15 protein-coding genes are annotated in these 16,082 nt (G+C 66.7%); 8 read left to right on the top strand and 7 right to left on the bottom strand.

Annotation, left to right across the window (positions count from 1 at the left end):
• Positions 1 to 24 precede the first annotated feature (24 nt).
• Entirely contained in the window at positions 25 to 555 is a 531-nt protein-coding gene (locus ACW7G1_RS12345; RefSeq protein ID WP_456980052.1) for an arylesterase, read from the bottom strand.
• Positions 556 to 852: 297 nt separating this feature from the next.
• On the opposite strand from ACW7G1_RS12345, the gene ACW7G1_RS12340 reads away from it, so the two are divergent.
• Positions 853 to 1,554, top strand: coding sequence for an ABC transporter ATP-binding protein (locus tag ACW7G1_RS12340; RefSeq protein WP_456980051.1), 702 nt, complete (start codon positions 853 to 855; stop codon positions 1,552 to 1,554).
• A complete protein-coding gene (locus tag ACW7G1_RS12335; RefSeq protein WP_456980050.1) occupies positions 1,551 to 4,208 on the top strand; it encodes an ABC transporter permease in 2,658 nt (885 codons plus the stop codon). The genes ACW7G1_RS12340 and ACW7G1_RS12335 overlap by 4 nt, the downstream gene beginning before the upstream one ends.
• Before the next feature lie 79 nt (positions 4,209 to 4,287).
• Here ACW7G1_RS12335 and ACW7G1_RS12330 read toward each other — a convergent pair whose 3' ends face one another.
• On the bottom strand, positions 4,288 to 4,545 hold the full coding sequence (locus tag ACW7G1_RS12330; RefSeq protein WP_456980049.1) for a hypothetical protein: 258 nt from the start codon (positions 4,543 to 4,545) through the stop codon (positions 4,288 to 4,290).
• Between the two features lie 180 nt (positions 4,546 to 4,725).
• Between ACW7G1_RS12330 and ACW7G1_RS12325 the strand changes: the two genes are divergently transcribed.
• Both ACW7G1_RS12325 and ACW7G1_RS12320 read left to right on the top strand, forming a co-directional pair.
• Entirely contained in the window at positions 4,726 to 5,844 is a 1,119-nt protein-coding gene (locus ACW7G1_RS12325; RefSeq protein ID WP_456980048.1) for a class I SAM-dependent methyltransferase, read from the top strand.
• Positions 5,841 to 6,548 (top strand): pseudouridine synthase, encoded by a 708-nt coding sequence (locus tag ACW7G1_RS12320; protein ID WP_456980047.1) that lies wholly within the window; start codon positions 5,841 to 5,843, stop codon positions 6,546 to 6,548. Before ACW7G1_RS12325 ends, ACW7G1_RS12320 begins: the two co-directional genes overlap by 4 nt.
• A gap of 724 nt (positions 6,549 to 7,272) precedes the next feature.
• Here ACW7G1_RS12320 and ACW7G1_RS12315 read toward each other — a convergent pair.
• The gene (locus ACW7G1_RS12315; RefSeq protein ID WP_456980046.1) at positions 7,273 to 7,812 is read right to left on the bottom strand and encodes a DUF1415 domain-containing protein; all 540 of its coding nucleotides are present in this window, start codon (positions 7,810 to 7,812) and stop codon (positions 7,273 to 7,275) included.
• A gap of 81 nt (positions 7,813 to 7,893) precedes the next feature.
• Positions 7,894 to 8,376, bottom strand: coding sequence for a YajQ family cyclic di-GMP-binding protein (locus ACW7G1_RS12310; protein ID WP_456980045.1), 483 nt, complete (start codon positions 8,374 to 8,376; stop codon positions 7,894 to 7,896).
• 111 nt (positions 8,377 to 8,487) lie between these two features.
• Here ACW7G1_RS12310 and ACW7G1_RS12305 point away from each other — a divergent pair, with 111 nt between their 5' ends.
• Entirely contained in the window at positions 8,488 to 9,369 is an 882-nt protein-coding gene (locus ACW7G1_RS12305; RefSeq protein WP_456980044.1) for a DMT family transporter, read from the top strand.
• Positions 9,370 to 9,396: 27 nt separating this feature from the next.
• On the opposite strand, the gene ACW7G1_RS12300 is transcribed toward ACW7G1_RS12305, so the two are convergent.
• The 3 genes from ACW7G1_RS12300 to ACW7G1_RS12290 form a co-directional block, all read right to left on the bottom strand.
• Positions 9,397 to 9,684: a hypothetical protein gene (locus ACW7G1_RS12300; RefSeq protein WP_456980043.1), complete on the bottom strand. Its 288-nt coding sequence runs from the start codon at positions 9,682 to 9,684 to the stop codon at positions 9,397 to 9,399.
• A 160-nt stretch (positions 9,685 to 9,844) separates the two neighbouring features.
• Complete coding sequence (locus tag ACW7G1_RS12295; protein ID WP_456963218.1) at positions 9,845 to 10,042, bottom strand: hypothetical protein; 198 nt, start codon at positions 10,040 to 10,042, stop codon at positions 9,845 to 9,847.
• 183 nt (positions 10,043 to 10,225) lie between these two features.
• On the bottom strand, positions 10,226 to 10,909 hold the full coding sequence (locus ACW7G1_RS12290; RefSeq protein WP_456980042.1) for an OmpW/AlkL family protein: 684 nt from the start codon (positions 10,907 to 10,909) through the stop codon (positions 10,226 to 10,228).
• A 334-nt stretch (positions 10,910 to 11,243) separates the two neighbouring features.
• Between ACW7G1_RS12290 and ACW7G1_RS12285 the strand changes: the two genes are divergently transcribed.
• Genes ACW7G1_RS12285 through lpdA form a run of 3 tightly spaced genes read left to right on the top strand, consistent with a single transcriptional unit; the run spans position 11,244 to position 15,749 of the window.
• Positions 11,244 to 12,674 (top strand): dihydrolipoyllysine-residue acetyltransferase, encoded by a 1,431-nt coding sequence (locus ACW7G1_RS12285; RefSeq protein ID WP_456980041.1) that lies wholly within the window; start codon positions 11,244 to 11,246, stop codon positions 12,672 to 12,674.
• A 45-nt stretch (positions 12,675 to 12,719) separates the two neighbouring features.
• Entirely contained in the window at positions 12,720 to 13,844 is a 1,125-nt protein-coding gene (locus ACW7G1_RS12280) for a mechanosensitive ion channel family protein (protein ID WP_456980040.1), read from the top strand.
• Positions 13,845 to 13,856: 12 nt separating this feature from the next.
• On the top strand, positions 13,857 to 15,749 hold the full coding sequence (gene lpdA, locus ACW7G1_RS12275) for a dihydrolipoyl dehydrogenase (RefSeq protein ID WP_456980039.1): 1,893 nt from the start codon (positions 13,857 to 13,859) through the stop codon (positions 15,747 to 15,749).
• Positions 15,750 to 16,082: the final 333 nt, after the last annotated feature.

Raw genomic sequence — 16,082 nt, 5'->3', positions numbered from 1 at the left:
CAAGGGGACGGTCACATCGCGACGCTAGTCGAGCAACGGCGCCAACTTCATCCACACGTGGTCGCGCAACTGGGGCTGCACGGCGGCCACCGGGTGCAGGTTGTCGGCCTGGTAGGCGTCGCGATCAAGGGCAATCGGCTCCAGCAGGAACGGCAGCAGGGCGACATCGAAGCGCTCGGCCAGGGTGCGGTAGTTCTGCTCGAATGCCTTGGTATAGGTCGCCCCCAGGTTCGGCGGCATCTGCATGCCGATCAGCAGCACTTTCGCGCCGGCGCCGTGGGCGGCACCGATCATGCGGGCGAGGTTGGCTGCGGTGAGGTCGGTCGGCAGCCCGCGCAGGCCATCATTGGCACCCAGCGCGATCACGACAACCTCGGGACGATGGCGTACCAGCGCATCGACGATCCGCGCCGCGCCGCCTGCGGTGGTTTCGCCGCTGATGCTGGCGTTGACCACCCGCCAGCCGGGTTTGCGCTCGGCGATGCGGTCGGCGGTCAGGGCGACCCAGCCCTCGGCGGCGGACAGGCCATGGGCGGCCGACAGGGAGTCGCCCATCACCAGCACCGTACGGCTGTCATCCGCCCCCGCAGTACCAACTGGAGCGGCCGGCGCAGCATGAGCGGGAAGACTGTTGGCAAGTACCACCGCGGCCAGCAATATCGCGGCCAAACCGATGGCACATTGAATCAAACCCCGCCATGCCGCATATCTGTGCCTCGGGTGGCACGTCACGTTGCTCGCCAAACCATTCATCCATCCGTCTCCTGTCGCTGCCGCCATGCGCGCGGCAAGGGCGCCGCCACAGGATCCATCATGGCCGATCACCGCGTTTCGCAGCTTGCCAGCGTATCAATGCCTGCCACTTCTGTACCCGCCGCGCTCGACGTTATCGGGCTCGGCAAGCGGGTGCAATTGCCCTCCGGGCCACTGACGATCCTCGATGGCATCGGTTTCACCATCGCCCAAGGCGACACGGTCGCCATTGTCGGCGCGTCGGGCTCCGGCAAGAGCACCCTGCTGTCGTTGATGGCGGGTCTCGACATCCCCAGCAGCGGCAGCGTCACCCTCGACGGCGAGTCGCTGTCGACGCTGGATGAGGATGGACGGGCAAGGGTGCGGGGCGAGAAGGTCGGTTTCGTGTTCCAGAACTTCCAGCTGCTGCCGTCCCTGACGGCATTGGAGAACGTGATGCTGCCGCTGGAGTTGCGCGGCGATGCCGAGGTCGAAGTGCCGGCGCAGACCATCTTGCGCAAGGTCGGCCTGGGCGAGCGGCTGGACCACTACCCCCGGCAACTGTCAGGCGGCGAGCAGCAGCGCGTGGCACTGGCGCGCGCGTTCGTGACCGAGCCCTCGTTGCTGTTTGCCGACGAACCGACCGGCAATCTCGACAGCCACACCGGGCAGTCGATCATCGACCTGCTGTTTGCGCTCAACGCCGAGGCCGGCACCACGCTGGTGCTGGTCACCCACGACGACCACCTGGCTGCACGTTGCAGCCGCCGGCTGCGGCTGGATGGCGGCGAGTTGGTCGCCGACGAGCGCGTCGTCGCGTGAGCCGGCCTCGCAACGGCGCCTCAATCAATGCCCGACCCGGTCTGGGACCGGTCAAGCTGCTGGCGATGGCCTGGCGACAGATGCGCCGTGACCTCAGGTCGGGGAATGTGCGCATCCTGCTGGCCGCGTTGGTGCTGGCGGTACTGGCGGTGACCGCGGTCGGTTTCATCACCGATCGCGCGGACCGTGCCATGGCGATCGAGGCCAACCGGATGCTCGGTGGTGACGCCGTGGTGCGTGGCGATGCGCCGATCGGTGCGGCAATCGAACAGGCGGCGGCCGGATTGCAGCGCACCCACACGGTCGAGCTCAACACCATGATCGGTGTCGGTGTCGGTGTCGGTGTCGGTGTCGGTGTCGGTGTCGGTGTCGGCGACGGCGACGGCAATGAGGCGCGGCTGCGGCTGGGTGACTTGCGTGCGCTCGGCGACGGTTTTCCGTTGCGCGGGACGTTCCGCATCGTCGCGGCCGATGGCATCGAGCGGGATGCAGCGGCAGTGCCCGCGCGGGGCACGGTCTGGCTGAGTCGCGCCGGCGCCAACGTCCTCGACGCAGATATCGGCGACCGGGTCAGCCTCGGCGAACTGCAACTGACCCTGTCGGCACTGGTAGTCGCCGAGCCGGACGCGGCGCTGGACTACTTCAACGTTGCGCCCAAAGTGTTCCTCAATCTTGATGACCTGGCGGCGACCGGCCTGGTGCAGGAAGGCAGCCGGATCGGCTACCGCCTGGTGGTGGCCGGCGAGGCGGGCGAGGTCGAGCGCTTCGTACGCGAGGCCAAACCGGCGCTGGCCCGTGGCCAGCGACTCGAAACTGCCGGCGATGCGCGACCGGAGATCCGCTCGGCGCTGGACCGCGCCGGCCGTTTCTTCGGCCTGGCGGCGCTGGTAGCTGTGATATTGGCTGCCGTTGCGGTGGCGATGGCCGCACGCCAGCACAGTGAGCGGCACTTGTCGGGCACCGCGGTGATGCGCTGCCTCGGTGCCAGCCAGAGCGTCCTGGCCGGCGTCCACATCGGCGAACTGGTGCTGCTCGGGCTGCTCGCCAGCACCATCGGCGTTGCCGTGGCATTCGCACTTCAATGGGGTGTCGGCTTGTGGCTGGCGCCGGTGCTCGGCATGACCATTCCGCCCGCCAGCTGGCTGCCGGCGTTGCAGGGTTACGGGGTCGGTCTGGTGGTACTGCTCGCGTTCGGCGCGCCGCCGGTGCTCGCATTGCGCCGGGTGCCGGCGCTGCGGGTGTTGCGTCGCGACCTCGACCCGACCGAGCCCAGTGCCTGGCTGGTGGCATTGGCCGGGTTGATCGGCCTGGGCGCGCTGCTGTGGTGGAAAGCCGGTTCGGCCGTACTCGGCACCGCGATGCTGGTCGGCATCGTGGTCACCTTCGCGGTGCTGGCGATCCTGGCCTGGGGGCTGATCGTGCTGCTGCGGCGGCTGCGTTCGCGCTTGCGCGGGAGCTTTCGCTATGGGCTGGCCAACGTCAGCCGTCGCCCCGCCACCAGCATCGCCCAGATCGCCTCGCTCGGGCTCGGGTTGATGGCGCTGTTGCTGCTGACCTTCGTGCGTACCGACTTGCTCGACCGCTGGCAACTGCAACTGGCCGCCGAGGCGCCCAATCGCTTCATCATCAACGTGCAGGACAGCCAGGTCGATCCGGTGCGCGCATTTATCACCGACCAGGGCCTTGCCGCACCGACGCTGTACCCGATGGTTCGCGGGCGCCTGCTTACGCACAACGGCGAACCGGTCTCCGGGGAGGATTACCTTGCCGACAGGTCGAGCGACGATGCAGGCCCCGACACCAGCGAAGCCGCTGACGGTGACCGCGGGCGCTCACGCCGCCGCGCTGATCGCGAGTTCAACCTGTCTACCGCCGCCACGTTGCGCGATGACAACCGCGTCGTCGCCGGCAGCTTCTGGGGCGCCACGCCTACTGCCGCGCCGGAGTTGTCGGTGGAGCAGGGTTATGCCGAATCGCTGGGCTGGCAGATCGGCGACCAGGTGGTCTTTGACATTGCCGGCCAGCGCTTGGGCGCCACCATCACCAGCTTTCGCGAGGTCGACTGGGAGAGCTTCCGGCCCAATTTCTTCGTGATCGCCTCGCCCGGCGCGCTGGACGGGTTTCCCGCCAGCCACATCACCGCGGTCAGCGTATCGCCGGCGCACCCGCGCTTTACCGCGGATCTGGTTGCCCGGTTTCCCAATCTGAGCGTGATTGATATCGATGCGGTGCTGGCCCAGGTCCGGGACATCGCCGATCAGGTCTCGACCGTGGTCGAGGTGGTGTTCTGGTTCTCGGTGCTGGCGGGGCTGCTGGTACTGATGGCAGCGGTCAGCGCCAGCCAGGATGAGCGCCTGCTCGAGGGCGGGGTGATGCGGGTGCTGGGCGGCAGCCGGCGTCAGCTGCGGCTGGCGCAGGCGTCCGAGTTTGCCGCGATCGGTTTGCTGGCAGGCGTGGTGGCTGCGGTGGCCGCCTCGGTGCTGGCCGGTGTGATCGCCGTGCGCGTGTTTGACCTGCCGTGGCAGGCCAACTGGGGCATGGCGGCCGTGGGCGCCCTGTTGGGCATGCTGGCGGCGCTGGCGGCCGGCATGTTTGCCACCCGCAAGGTGCTGGACGCACCGCCTTCGGTGACCTTGCGCGAACTGCAAGGGTGATGTTGGTGTCGGACTGGCCCGGTCCCGGCCTCCGCTGGCCGGGCACGGTGGAAATGACGCTCCGGGGTGGCCGCCGAGGCTACTGCTGCGATATCTGCTCGGTGGCGGAAAAGCGCCTTGCGTAGTCGCGTTCGTCGATGATGCGCTTCACCTCATCGGCGGCCATCTCGGGCGCGGCGTAGACCGCATAAGCCACAGCGCCATCGCGCTTTCCGATCTGATGCAGCCGGTAGCGTGGCCGACCGGCACCGGTATTTTCCGGGTAATGGATCGGCGGCTCGCCGTCGATGTCCAACTCGCTGTTGTCGATGGTGCCGCCAACGAAAAGTGCGCGCATACGTGCTGCTCCGGTGTGGATCCAGACCCCAGAATGGCTGGACGAGTGTTGCGTGGCAATGAACACTCCGTTGCCGTGGCGAAAAATGGGGGTGTGGCGCGCACCGCTGCCTGACTGGGAGGATCGTGATGGTTGGGCCGCGCTAGACTGCGCGCCTTCCCCAAGTAGTGAATAAGCGACGTGGCTAGCGACGATCCCGCACTGGAAACCCTGTTGTTGCCGTTCGCGCAAGGCCTGTTGTCGTGGCCGGACAGCGGTGGCGTCTTGTTCCTGCGCGCCCGGGATGGCCAGCCCTTGCATCAGCGGCCGTTGCCCGGCCTGGTGTGCGAACAGAGCTTCAAGCCCGACGCCGACGCACTGCAGCACGCGGGCCTGGCACTGGTCGAGCCCGACGATGACACGCGCTACCCGTTGGTGCTGGTGCTGCCACCGCGCCAGCGAGACGAGGCCCGCGCGCTGTATGCGCGCGCGGTCCAGCATGTCGCCCCCGGCGGGCGGGTGGTTGCCTGCGCCAGCAACAACGAGGGTGCGCGCTCCGCCCAGGACGACCTGGGCAAGTTGGCGGGCGCGCTGGGCAACCTGACCAAAAACAAGTGCCGGGTGTTCTGGACCGCGCCGCTGCACGTGGACGACAGCGCGGCGTCGCTCGACACCACGCTGCTGGCGCAATGGCAGGGCCTGGATGCACCACGCCGGATCGCCGACGACCGCTTCACCAGTCGTCCGGGGGTATTCGCCTGGGATCGCATCGACCCGGCCTCGGCCTTGCTCGCCGGGCAGTTGCCGGGCAACCTGACCGGTGTTGCCGCCGATCTGGGCGCGGGGTTCGGCTACCTGTCGGCAGAGCTGCTTGCACGTTGCCCGGGGATCACCGCAATCGACCTGTATGAGGCCGAGGGGCGCGCGCTGGACTTGGCCCGCACCAACCTCACCGCAGTGGAAACGACAGCCGCCCTTGGCTTCCATTGGCACGACGTCACCGCCGGCCTGCCGAAGCAGTACGACGTGATCGTCAGCAATCCACCGTTCCACACCCAGGGCCGGGCCGACCGGCCGGACATCGGTCGTCGTTTCATCGTCGTCGCGGCCGAGGCGCTGAAGCCCGGGGGCCGGCTGTGGCTGGTTGCCAACCGCCACCTGCCATACGAATCAGTGTTGAACGACAGCTTCGGCAGCGTGCGCACGGTGGCCCAGAACGACGGTTTCAAGATCATCGAGGCGGTAAAAGCGCTGCCCGCCAAGCCGGAACCGAAGCCGAGGCCATTCAATCGCGGCGAGTTGCGCAGGCAGTCCCGGTGAAACTGGTCAAGCTGATCGCGAACCTGGGTTACGGCAGCCGCAAGCAGGTTTCGCTGATGTTCCGCGAGGGACGCATCACCGATGCGGCCGGCGAGGTGCTGTACGCGGACGACAAGGTCGAGCGGGACACGATCCGGGTCGATGATGAGCCGCTGGACCCGCCTGCTGGTCTGGCGCTGATGCTGCACAAGCCGGTTGGTTACACCTGCTCGACCAAGGACCGCGGCCGGGTCATCTACGACCTGCTGCCGCCGCGCTTCCGGCTGCGTGCGCCATCGTTGTCGTCGGTAGGCCGGCTGGACCGCGACACCAGCGGACTGCTGCTGATGACCGATGACGGCCAGTTGCTGCATCGGATCGTCTCGCCCAAGGCCCGGCTCGCCAAAGTCTACGATGCGACCTTGGCCGAGGACCTGCGTGGCGATGAAGCGGCGGTGTTCGCCAGCGGCGATTTGCTGCTGGAATCGGAAACCACAACGCTCGCACCCGCGCTTCTGGAAGTGACCGGCCCGCGCGCCGCACACCTGACCCTGACCGAAGGCCGCTACCACCAGGTGCGGCGGATGTTCGCTGCGGTCGGCAACCACGTCGAGGCGTTGCACCGCAGCCGCGTCGGCGGCCTGGAGTTGGACGGGCTGCCTGCGGGGGAGTGGCGGGTGCTGGGAGCGGACGATCTGGACCGGTTGTTTGGCGCTGCTGGTTGATATCGATGCGGTACGGATAGGCGTCAGAACAGCGCTGGGAAAGATCTGAAACAACCCGGATCTTGCTCGTCATTCCCGCGAAGGCGGGAATCCAGAGCCATTGCTTCTGACGACTTGATTAGCGACAAAAGCCAAAAGAGCGGCTTCGGTTGTCTTCGCGCTGCGGGAGGCGGGCCGTGGGGGCAATTGCTCCACCCCTCGGTCAGGGCGTCCTACCCTGACTCGGGGTCGCAGGCCCGCTTCGCGGTCCGGCCCGGCGCAGCGCGCCGGGCGTTCACGTGGCCCGCGCGGCAATGCCGCGCAAACGGGCCCCGCTCACCCATGGCCTGCTTTCCGCAATACCCCCACACCCCGCCTCCCGCTGATCGGTCGATGGCTTGGGGTGAAGAAGCAAGTGCTGCGGTCGAGCAAAGCGAGCAACCCGGGAACGTTGCAATCAACCCACCTAAAGTCCTCGGATCCCCGCTTTCGCGGGGATGACGACAAACCCCACGCCAATCACTGGCCGATGCGGCGTCCTGGATGGGTATTGCGTAGAGCGGACATGGATGTCCGCGGCGGCGAGTCGGCCATGGATGGCCGACCGAGCCGAGGAGCAATACCCATCCAGGGCGGCGCTCCCCCCGAAGCGAGCTTTTCAAGGATGCAGCAGTTCCCCCGATTCACAATCGAGCGGCGGCGATGCTTTTCGGGCGGCGGCGGCACCACACCACAAGACGAAACCCTACGCCTCCAGCAGCCGCCAATAGCCGTCGACACCCAGCTTTTCCAGCGTGTCGATATTGCGCTCGACAATCGCATCCGGATCCGGGAATGCGTCCACCGCGCGCTCCACGCTGGCCTCGCGCAGCAGGTGCAGCATCGGGTAGGGCGAGCGGTTGGTGCAGTTCGCGGGATCGTCGATGTCGCTGCCGGCGAACTGGTAATCGGGATGGAAACTCGCGACCTGGATCTCGCCTTCCAGCCCCAGCGCGTCGATGGCGACGTCGACCTGGTCGAGGAAGTCGTTGTAGTCGTAGAAGTCGGTCAGCACCCGCGGGTGGATCAACAGAGTCGTGTCGACCACATCAGGATCGGTATCGTTGAGCCAGTTCAGCTCCGCCGCCAACTCCTCCAGCAACGCATCGGGCGTGTCCGCCTCACTGAGCACGTAACGGATCTGGTCCTTGACCTGCACCGCCTTGGCGAACGGACACAGGTTCAGACCGATCACCGCGCGTTGCAGCCAGTTGCGGGTCGCGGTGATCGGGTCTTCGTGAGTCATCGCAGGGATGTCGGCGGGCATGGTTGGCGGCGGGCAACGTCAATGGTGGGCGGGTCAGCAAGGGCGACGTCGCCGGTCACGTCAGTCGCGGAAGTTGTCGAACTGCAGCGGGCGTTCGAACTCGGTCCCCTTCAGCAGCGCCATCGCCGCCTGCAGGTCGTCGCGCTTCTTGCCGTTGACGCGCAGTTTCTCGCCATTGATCTGGCTGTCGACCTTGAGCTTGGCGTCCTTCAGGGTGGCCTGGATCTTCTTCGCCAACTCGCGCTCGATGCCCTGCTTGACGGTGACCTTCTGCCGCGCGGCGGCCAGGTTGGTTTCCACGTCGCCGAACTCGAGGCAGCGGGCGTCGATGCCGCGGGCGATCAGGCGCGCGCGCAGGATGTCGGTCATCTGCTGGAGCTGGAACTCGCTGGGCGCGGTGAGGCTGACCACCTCGTCGTCAAGGCTGAAACTGGCATCCACGCCCTTGAAGTCGAAGCGCGTGGTGAGCTCGCGGCTGGCCTGGTCGACGGCGTTGGTGAGTTCGTGGCTGTCGACTTCGGAAATGATGTCGAAGGAGGGCATGGCGGGCTCCGGGAATGGATGATGAGGAAGGGTAGCGCAGGGTTGGAAAACTTGCCGGGCGACGGCCCCAGGCCGGTTATGCTGGCGGCCCGCCGCCGATGAACGTCCCCCATGACTGCCTTGCCGCCCCGCCTGCCGGCGCCGTTGATGATGCTGGTGGCCGTTGCAGCGTTCGCGCTGATGGATGCGGGCTTGAAGCAGCTGGCCGGGATCTATCCCGCAATGCAGGTGGCCTCGTTGCGTGGTGCGTCCTCGCTGCCGTTCATTCTGGTCTGGGTATTGGCGACTACCGGCCTGGCGCCGCTGCTGCGGGTGCGCTGGTCGCTGCACCTGCTGCGTGGCGCGATCGGCATCGCGATGATGGCGTCGTTCGCGTTCGCCTTGCGCAGCCTGCCGCTGACCACCGCGTACTCGATCTTCTTCGTCGCGCCGCTGCTGATCACGGCCTTGTCGGTGCCGATACTGGGCGAGCAGGTAGGCCCGCGGCGCTGGACCGCGATCGCGATCGGGCTGCTGGGCATGCTGGTGCTTCTGCGTCCCAGCGGCGAGGGCATGCTCAGCTGGGCGGCGTTGGCGGTGCTGTTCGCGGCCACCGGTTATGCGGTCAGCGCGATCACCGTGCGGGTGCTGGCGCGGACCGACTCAAGCGCATCGATGATCGTCTGGCTGCTGGTGATGCTGACCCTGGGGGCAGGCGCGCTGGCATGGCCAAACTGGGTGTCGCTGCGGCTGGAAGATGGCTGGGTGATCCTGGGGGTCGGACTGTCCGGCGCGATTGGCCAGTACGCGATCACCGAGGCCTTCCGAACCGGCTCGGCGTCGTTGCTGGCGCCGCTGGAATACACCGCGCTGGTCTGGGGCGTGCTGCTCGACGTGAGCATCTGGGGCGTGCTGCCTGACGCGGTGACCTGGCTGGGCGCGGGCATCATCGTCGCCAGCGGGCTGTACATGCTGCGCCGCGAGCGGGTGCACGCCGAAGCCGAGCACCCGTAGGGCGCCATTGACAATGCGCCAGTCAGCTCAGTGCTCGTCGGGCTTCGGTTGCTCCGCGGGGGCCGTCTTGGTACCCGTCAGCGGCAAGGGGTCGGTCGGGTTGCTGGCCGAGATCTCGGCCGGTACCTCGGGGTGGCTGGAGCCGGGCGGGGCGGAGTTCGCGTTCCCGGGCCCTCGCGGCACGGCATCGTCCGGACCCAGTGTGGGGACCGGACGGCTGGGTGTCGCCACCGACGTGCCGGGGTGCGGTGCCGGCGCCGGTTTGCAACCAATCGCCATGGATATCGCCAGCAGCGAGAAGGTCAACGCTGCCATCGATCCAATGCCTGCCTGGCAGCAAGCCAGGGACGAACGGGGTTGAGGGGACGCGATAGGGGGTGGGTTCTGCACGGCTTTCTCCGTGCCGCGACAATTCAGTCCGGCCTTGTCATGGCAACGTAAAATCGCGTTGCAAACCGCCACATCGAACGATGCCTCAGTTGCCGGCGAGACTTCCCTGCAACGCAGCGGCAATGGCGGCATCGCCATTGACGAGATCCGTCCAGAGCAGCTCCTGGCCCTTGCGATGACCTTTCTCGACCAGCTTCAGACCCAATGGGTCGATGGTCAGGGTATAGGCGCGATCATCCACGATGATCTCCCGGCGGACGGGCTTTTCGAGTTTGGTGGTCATGAAAGCTCCTGGCGGAGTGTGGATGGGACCGGCCTGTGGCCTACCGTAGCGATCCGACGGTAAGGCGCCGTGAATGCGGAGCGGCCTTGTCTGGCAGACGGCGCATCAGTGCTGCAGCACGCCAACCCGGTCACGGCCTGGTAGGGCCGCGACCGGAGACGCAGGTGTCGGCTGACCGACTAATCAGAAGCGCACGCCCAGGCCAATTCCTGCCACGACCGGGTTCAACTCGGCATTGCCGACCTTCTGGCCATCGAGCATCACGTCAGAGTCGCCGTGCAGGTAGCGCACGTCGGCACGGGCAAACCAGCTCGGGCTCAACTTGACGTCGACACCGGCGGTCGCCATGGCGCCCTTGGCGGTTTCCACGCCGATGCGCTGGCCCGCGAGGGCACCGGTCGGCTCGGCGGTTTCACCGTCGTAATTGGCCTCGTAATAGCCCAGGCCGACGAACGGGCGCACCACCTGCTCGCTGGTACCGAAGTGATACTGGCCGCTGACCGCATAGGGCTGCGATTCCACGCTGCCGATCTTGCCGCCGTTGGCGTTGCGTACGCGGTGGTCGAACTTGTCCGCCGCGCCCCAGGCTTCAACCGCGATGTTGTCGGTGACGTAGTAGCTGGCGCTGAGGGTGGCTGCCGTGCCGCCGTCCAGCTTGGCGCGCTCGCCGGCGATGGTCGGATTGCTGGTCGGCTCGCTCAGGGCGAAACCGCCCACGATAGCCCAAGGCTTCGCGTCGGTATTGGTGGTCTGGGTGGCGTAACTGTCCTGGACAGTTTGCTGGTCCACGTCCTGCGCGAAAGCGACGGCTGGAGCGACGGCCATGGTGCCCAACAGGGCGATGCTCAAATGGCGAAAACGAATCATGTGGTTTCTCCAAGCTCTTGTGACTTGTGGGGGAGCCCGGCCGCTTGTCTGGCCAGGCCGCGCCACCCTAGCCAGCCGGGAATGAACATCACTTGGCTTGCCGTGCCAGGGCCGGGGAACTTTCTTGAAACCCTGCGGCAACCCATTGGCACAGCAATGTTTTTGGTCCTGAACCGCCGCTGCACCGCGTGCTGGCGTCTGCGCGGCAGCCGTTCGGCCCGGGCGTCGGAGTGGCTCGGGTAGTGCGGTGAAGTGTCGCGCGCGGTGGGCCAAACATTGGCGCGTACGGCCCGCAACAGCCACAATATGGCTTTCGCGCATGGCGGAGCCGAACATGGCTGAGTTGAAGGAAGCACGGGTCCCCGATATCGGTGGTTACGACGGCGTGCCGGTGATCGAGGTGCTGGTTGCCGTCGGCGATACGGTGGAAGTCGACCAGGGTCTGGTCACGCTGGAATCGGACAAGGCGACGATGGAAGTGCCCTCTCCCTTTGCCGGGGTCATCCGTGAGCTGAAGGTCAAGTTGGACGACGAAGTCACCGAAGGGGCCGTGGTGGCGCTGATCGAACCAGTTGCCGAGGCAGCTGCCGACAGCGCCAAAGAACCCGATCAAACCGCCGCCAACAACGAGCCGCCCCGTGCCGAGCCTGCCGCACCGGAGCAGCGCACCAAGGCGGCGGAGACGGCGACCAGCGTACCGCCCACCGAGGTGGGCACGCCCAACAAGCTGGCGCAACGCGAGATCGCCGACGCGCGCGACACTGAAGCGGCTGGCCAGGGCACGACGCAGCGCTCCCCGCCGGTGGTGTTTGATGCCGATGAGTTGCTGCCGGACAAAGTCGCGTACGCGAGCCCGGCGGTGCGCCTGTTTGCACGCGAGCTGGGCGTCGACCTGATGCAGGTGACCGGTAGCCAGCGGGGCGGGCGGATCGGCAAGCAGGACGTGCAGCAGTTCGTCAAGGGCGCGATGCAGGGAGGCCGTGCCGGTGGTGTGGCGGCGGGTGGTGGCGGCCTGGACCTGTTGCCGTGGCCGAAGGTCGACTTCAGCAAGTTCGGCGCGACCGAAACCCGTGCGCTGACCCGCATCCAGAAGTTGTCCGGCGCGAACCTGTCGCGCAACTGGGCGATGATCCCGCACGTCACCCAGTTCGACGATGCCGATATCACCGAGCTGGAAGCGCTGCGCGTCAGCCTCAACAAGGAAAACGAGAAAGCCATCGCCAAGGGCGGCGCGACCAAGCTGACCATGCTCGCGTTCCTGATGAAGGCCAGCGTCAGTGCATTGAAGACGTTCCCCGACTTCAATGCCTCCCTTGACGCCAGCGGCGAGAACCTGGTGTTGAAGCAGTACTTCAACATTGGCTTTGCCGCCGACACCCCCAACGGACTGGTGGTACCGGTGGTGCGCGACTGCGACACCAAGGGCGTGATGCAGATCGCCGCCGAGACCGGCGAGCTCGCCGCCAAGGCGCGCGAGGGCAAGCTCGGTCCGGCGCAGATGAGCGGCGGCTGCTTCACCATCAGCTCGCTGGGCGGCATCGGTGGTACTGCATTCACCCCGATCGTCAACGCTCCGGAAGTGGCGATCCTCGGCGTCTCGCGCTCGGACATGAAACCGGTCTGGAACGGCAAGGAGTTCGTCCCGCGCCTGACCCTGCCGCTGTCGCTGAGCTACGACCACCGCGTGATCGACGGCGCCGCCGCCGCACGCTTCACCAGCTATATGGCGAAGATCCTCGCCGACATGCGCAGGATGCTGCTGTGACCGTGGTGGGGCAATCGTTGCTGCAGGCGGCTGGCTGACGAGGCCATGCAAGCCAGCACGCCCGCGGAGCGGATCGAGCACGCCAGTGGCCGCGTGATCGAGTCGGTCGACGCTGCCACGCGGGAGGGTTGGCTGGGGCTGCAACCATTACTGGATTACCGGTTGATCAGCCTGGGCGGCTTCCAGTTGACCGTCGGCGGCCTGGTCGCGGCGGTGCTGGCGGTACTGGCCGCGCAACTCTTGTCGATGCTGTTGCGACGCGCGCTGGTCCGTTACGGCAAGCAGCGCCAGAACGTCAATCACGCCGCGATCTACGCGGTTTCGCGAGTCGCCCACTACCTGCTGTTGCTGATCGGCGTGATGGTCGCGCTGCGCCTGACCGGCGTTCCGATCGGCGAGTTCGCGGTGTTTGCCGGCGCACTTGGTATCGGCCTGGGGTTCGGGCTGCGCGAGATCTTCGCCAACTTCATCGGGGGCCTGGTGCTGCTGTTCGACCAGTCATTGAAGGTCGGCGATTTCATCGAGCTCGATGCCGACGTGCGCGGCACCGTACGCGACATCAACATGCGCGCGACCCGCATCATCACCAACGACAACATCGATATCCTGGTGCCGAACGCCGAGTTCATGACCGGGCGCGTGGTCAACTGGACCCATCGCGACGTCCTGCGCCGCATGCGCGTGCCGTTCAAGGTCGCCTACGGGGTCGACAAGGAGCTGGTCAAGAAGGCCGCTCTGGAAGCCGCCGCCAAGGTGCCGTTCACCCTGGCGATGGAGGGCCGGCACCGGCCGCAGGTGTGGTTGGCCGATTTCGGCGATGGCGCGGTCGAATACCTGCTGGCGGTGTGGTTGACCGAGGAGGCGACCAAGCGCAACGCCGCGATCAAGGCCGCCTACCTGTGGGAGCTGGACACCGCGTTCAAGCGCCACGGGATCGAGATTCCATTGCCGCAGCGCGACCTCCACCTGCGCAGCGTGTTCGGCCTCAGCGGCGAGGACGCTATTGCCCTGCTGCGAGGTCAGCGGATTTCGAGCCCGGACCCCCAGACAGCGGAGACCGTCCTGACGGCGGCCGAGCGCGTGACGCTGGCGAACAACGACGCACGCGACTCGATCTTTCCCGAATCCAATCAACATCCCGCTGCGCCCGACCCCTCGCGCGGCCAATAAGGAGACACAGCCATGGCACAGATTGAAGTGAAGGTTCCCGACATCGGTGATTACGACGGCGTGCCGGTAATCGAGGTGCTGGTCGCCGTCGGGGACACCGTGGTCGTCGATCAGGGCCTGGTCACGCTGGAGTCGGAGAAAGCCACCATGGAGGTGCCATCCAGCGTGGCCGGGGTGGTCAAGGAGCTGCGGGTCAAGGTCGACGACACCGTGGCCGACGGCGCTGTGATCGCGGTGATTGAAACCGAGGCCGAAGGCGGGAGCGAGGCCGGGAGCAACGGCAAGGGCGAAGATGCCAAGGCAGACGCATCACCGAAGGATGCGAAAGCGGCGGCCGCCGACACCGGCGACAAGTCACCTCTCCCGCCCGCGGGAGAGGTCGACGCGCGCAGCGCGGCGGGTGAGGGCGCTCCAAAAGCGTCACCGACCGCGCCGCCAGCCGCGCCCGCGTCTGGCCGTAAAGCCGATGTCGAATGCGCGATGCTGGTGCTTGGCGCGGGACCGGGGGGTTACACCGCGGCGTTCCGGGCCGCTGACCTGGGCCTGGATACCGTGCTGGTCGAGCGTTACGCGCAATTGGGCGGCGTCTGCCTCAACGTGGGTTGCATCCCGTCCAAGGCCCTGCTCCACGCCGCTGCAGTGGTCGACGAGGCCGCGCATGCGGGTGATTTCGGGATCGACTTCGGCAAGCCGAAGATCGCGCTGGACAAGTTGCGCGGCTACAAGCAGAACGTCGTCGGTCAGCTGACCAAGGGTCTGGCCGGCATGGCCAAGCAGCGAAAGGTGCGCGTGATCACGGGCGTCGGCACCTTCATTTCCGCCAACGAGTTGGAGATCCAGGGCGAGGATGGCAAGCCGCAGCTGGTCAGCTTCAAGCAATGCATCATTGCCGCCGGCAGCCAGGCGGTGAAGCTGCCGGGCTTCCCGTGGGACGACCCGCGGGTGATGGATTCAACCGACGCGCTGGAGCTGGCCGATATCCCGAAACAGCTGCTGGTGGTGGGTGGCGGCATCATCGGCCTGGAGATGGCAACGGTGTACCGCGCGCTGGGCAGCGAAGTCACCGTGGTCGAGTTCATGGACCAGTTGATGCCCGGCACCGACAAGGACCTGGTCAAGCCACTGGCCGACCGGCTGAAGAAGCAGGGCGTAACGGTCCACCTGAAGACCAAGGCGGCCAAGGTCGAGGCGCAGAAGAAGGGCCTGAAGGTCAGCTTCGAGCCGGCGGCCGAAGGTGGCAGCGTGCCCGATCCCGGTCTCTACGACCGGGTGCTGGTCGCCGTCGGCCGCGCGCCCAATGGCGGCAAGCTCGATGCGCAGAAGGCCGGGGTGGAGGTGACCGATCGAGGGTTCATTCCCGTCGACCGCCAGATGCGCAGCAGTGCGCCGCACATTTTTGCCATCGGTGACTTGGTCGGCAACCCGATGCTCGCCCACAAGGCCACCCACGAGGCCAAGCTGGCCGCGGAAGTGGCCGCGGGCGAAAAGAAGGAGTGGGTGGCGCGTGTGATCCCATCGGTGGCGTATACCGACCCGGAAATCGCTTGGGTCGGCCTGACCGAAACCGAGGCCAAGGACAAGAGCCTGAAGATCGGTGTCGGCAAGTTCCCGTGGGCGGCGTCCGGGCGCGCGATCGGCATCGGTCGTACCGAGGGATTCACCAAGTTGCTGTTCGATGAGGCGACCCAGCGCGTGGTCGGCGGCGGCATCGTCGGGGTACACGCAGGTGAGCTGATCGCCGAGATCGCGCTGGCGATCGAGATGGGTTGCGAAGTCGGCGACATCGGCCACACCATCCATCCGCATCCAACCCTGTCGGAGTCGGTGGCGATGGCCAGCGAGGTGTTCGACGGCACCATCACCGATCTGTATATCCCGAAGAAGGGCGCGTCGAAGAAAGGCTGAGCCGACCGGCGCTCGTCGTCCAGCCCGGTGAAAAAGATGAAGCCCCGGCGGATCAGGCCGGGGCTTCGAGCCCGCCGCTACTTTTTTGCCTTGACGAGGAGAGAGAGACGACGGGGTCGGGCAGAGATACTGACCCGCGCCCGCGACAAAGGTTCCGCAGCCGCGCAGTTGCCCCGCTTTCCACCATATCCCGGTCCCCATTCAGGTGGATTCCACGACGCCCGACCTTCGAAGCTGAATGCGGATCCGGGTCTTGTTGGGGGACGGTGACCGCTAGCAGTTGCCGCAACCATCCGCGCCCTCTATAATTCGGCGGCTTCATCGGGCGTTCTT

This window comes from Lysobacter sp. A378 (assembly GCF_054052125.1).
The sequence above is the reverse complement of the archived record's forward strand: the minus strand, read 5'-3'. Positions and strand labels throughout refer to the sequence as shown.

Coding starts and splice junctions, on each gene's coding strand:
- ACW7G1_RS12345 (WP_456980052.1), bottom strand. CDS start 555: ATGGGCGACTCCCTGTCGGCCGCCCATGGCCTGTCCGCCGCCGAGGGC.
- ACW7G1_RS12340 (WP_456980051.1), top strand. CDS start 853: ATGCCTGCCACTTCTGTACCCGCCGCGCTCGACGTTATCGGGCTCGGC.
- ACW7G1_RS12330 (WP_456980049.1), bottom strand. CDS start 4,545: ATGCGCGCACTTTTCGTTGGCGGCACCATCGACAACAGCGAGTTGGAC.
- ACW7G1_RS12315 (WP_456980046.1), bottom strand. CDS start 7,812: ATGACTCACGAAGACCCGATCACCGCGACCCGCAACTGGCTGCAACGC.
- ACW7G1_RS12310 (WP_456980045.1), bottom strand. CDS start 8,376: ATGCCCTCCTTCGACATCATTTCCGAAGTCGACAGCCACGAACTCACC.
- ACW7G1_RS12305 (WP_456980044.1), top strand. CDS start 8,488: ATGACTGCCTTGCCGCCCCGCCTGCCGGCGCCGTTGATGATGCTGGTG.
- ACW7G1_RS12300 (WP_456980043.1), bottom strand. CDS start 9,684: ATGGCAGCGTTGACCTTCTCGCTGCTGGCGATATCCATGGCGATTGGT.
- ACW7G1_RS12295 (WP_456963218.1), bottom strand. CDS start 10,042: ATGACCACCAAACTCGAAAAGCCCGTCCGCCGGGAGATCATCGTGGAT.
- ACW7G1_RS12290 (WP_456980042.1), bottom strand. CDS start 10,909: ATGATTCGTTTTCGCCATTTGAGCATCGCCCTGTTGGGCACCATGGCC.
- ACW7G1_RS12285 (WP_456980041.1), top strand. CDS start 11,244: ATGGCTGAGTTGAAGGAAGCACGGGTCCCCGATATCGGTGGTTACGAC.
- ACW7G1_RS12280 (WP_456980040.1), top strand. CDS start 12,720: ATGCAAGCCAGCACGCCCGCGGAGCGGATCGAGCACGCCAGTGGCCGC.
- lpdA (WP_456980039.1), top strand. CDS start 13,857: ATGGCACAGATTGAAGTGAAGGTTCCCGACATCGGTGATTACGACGGC.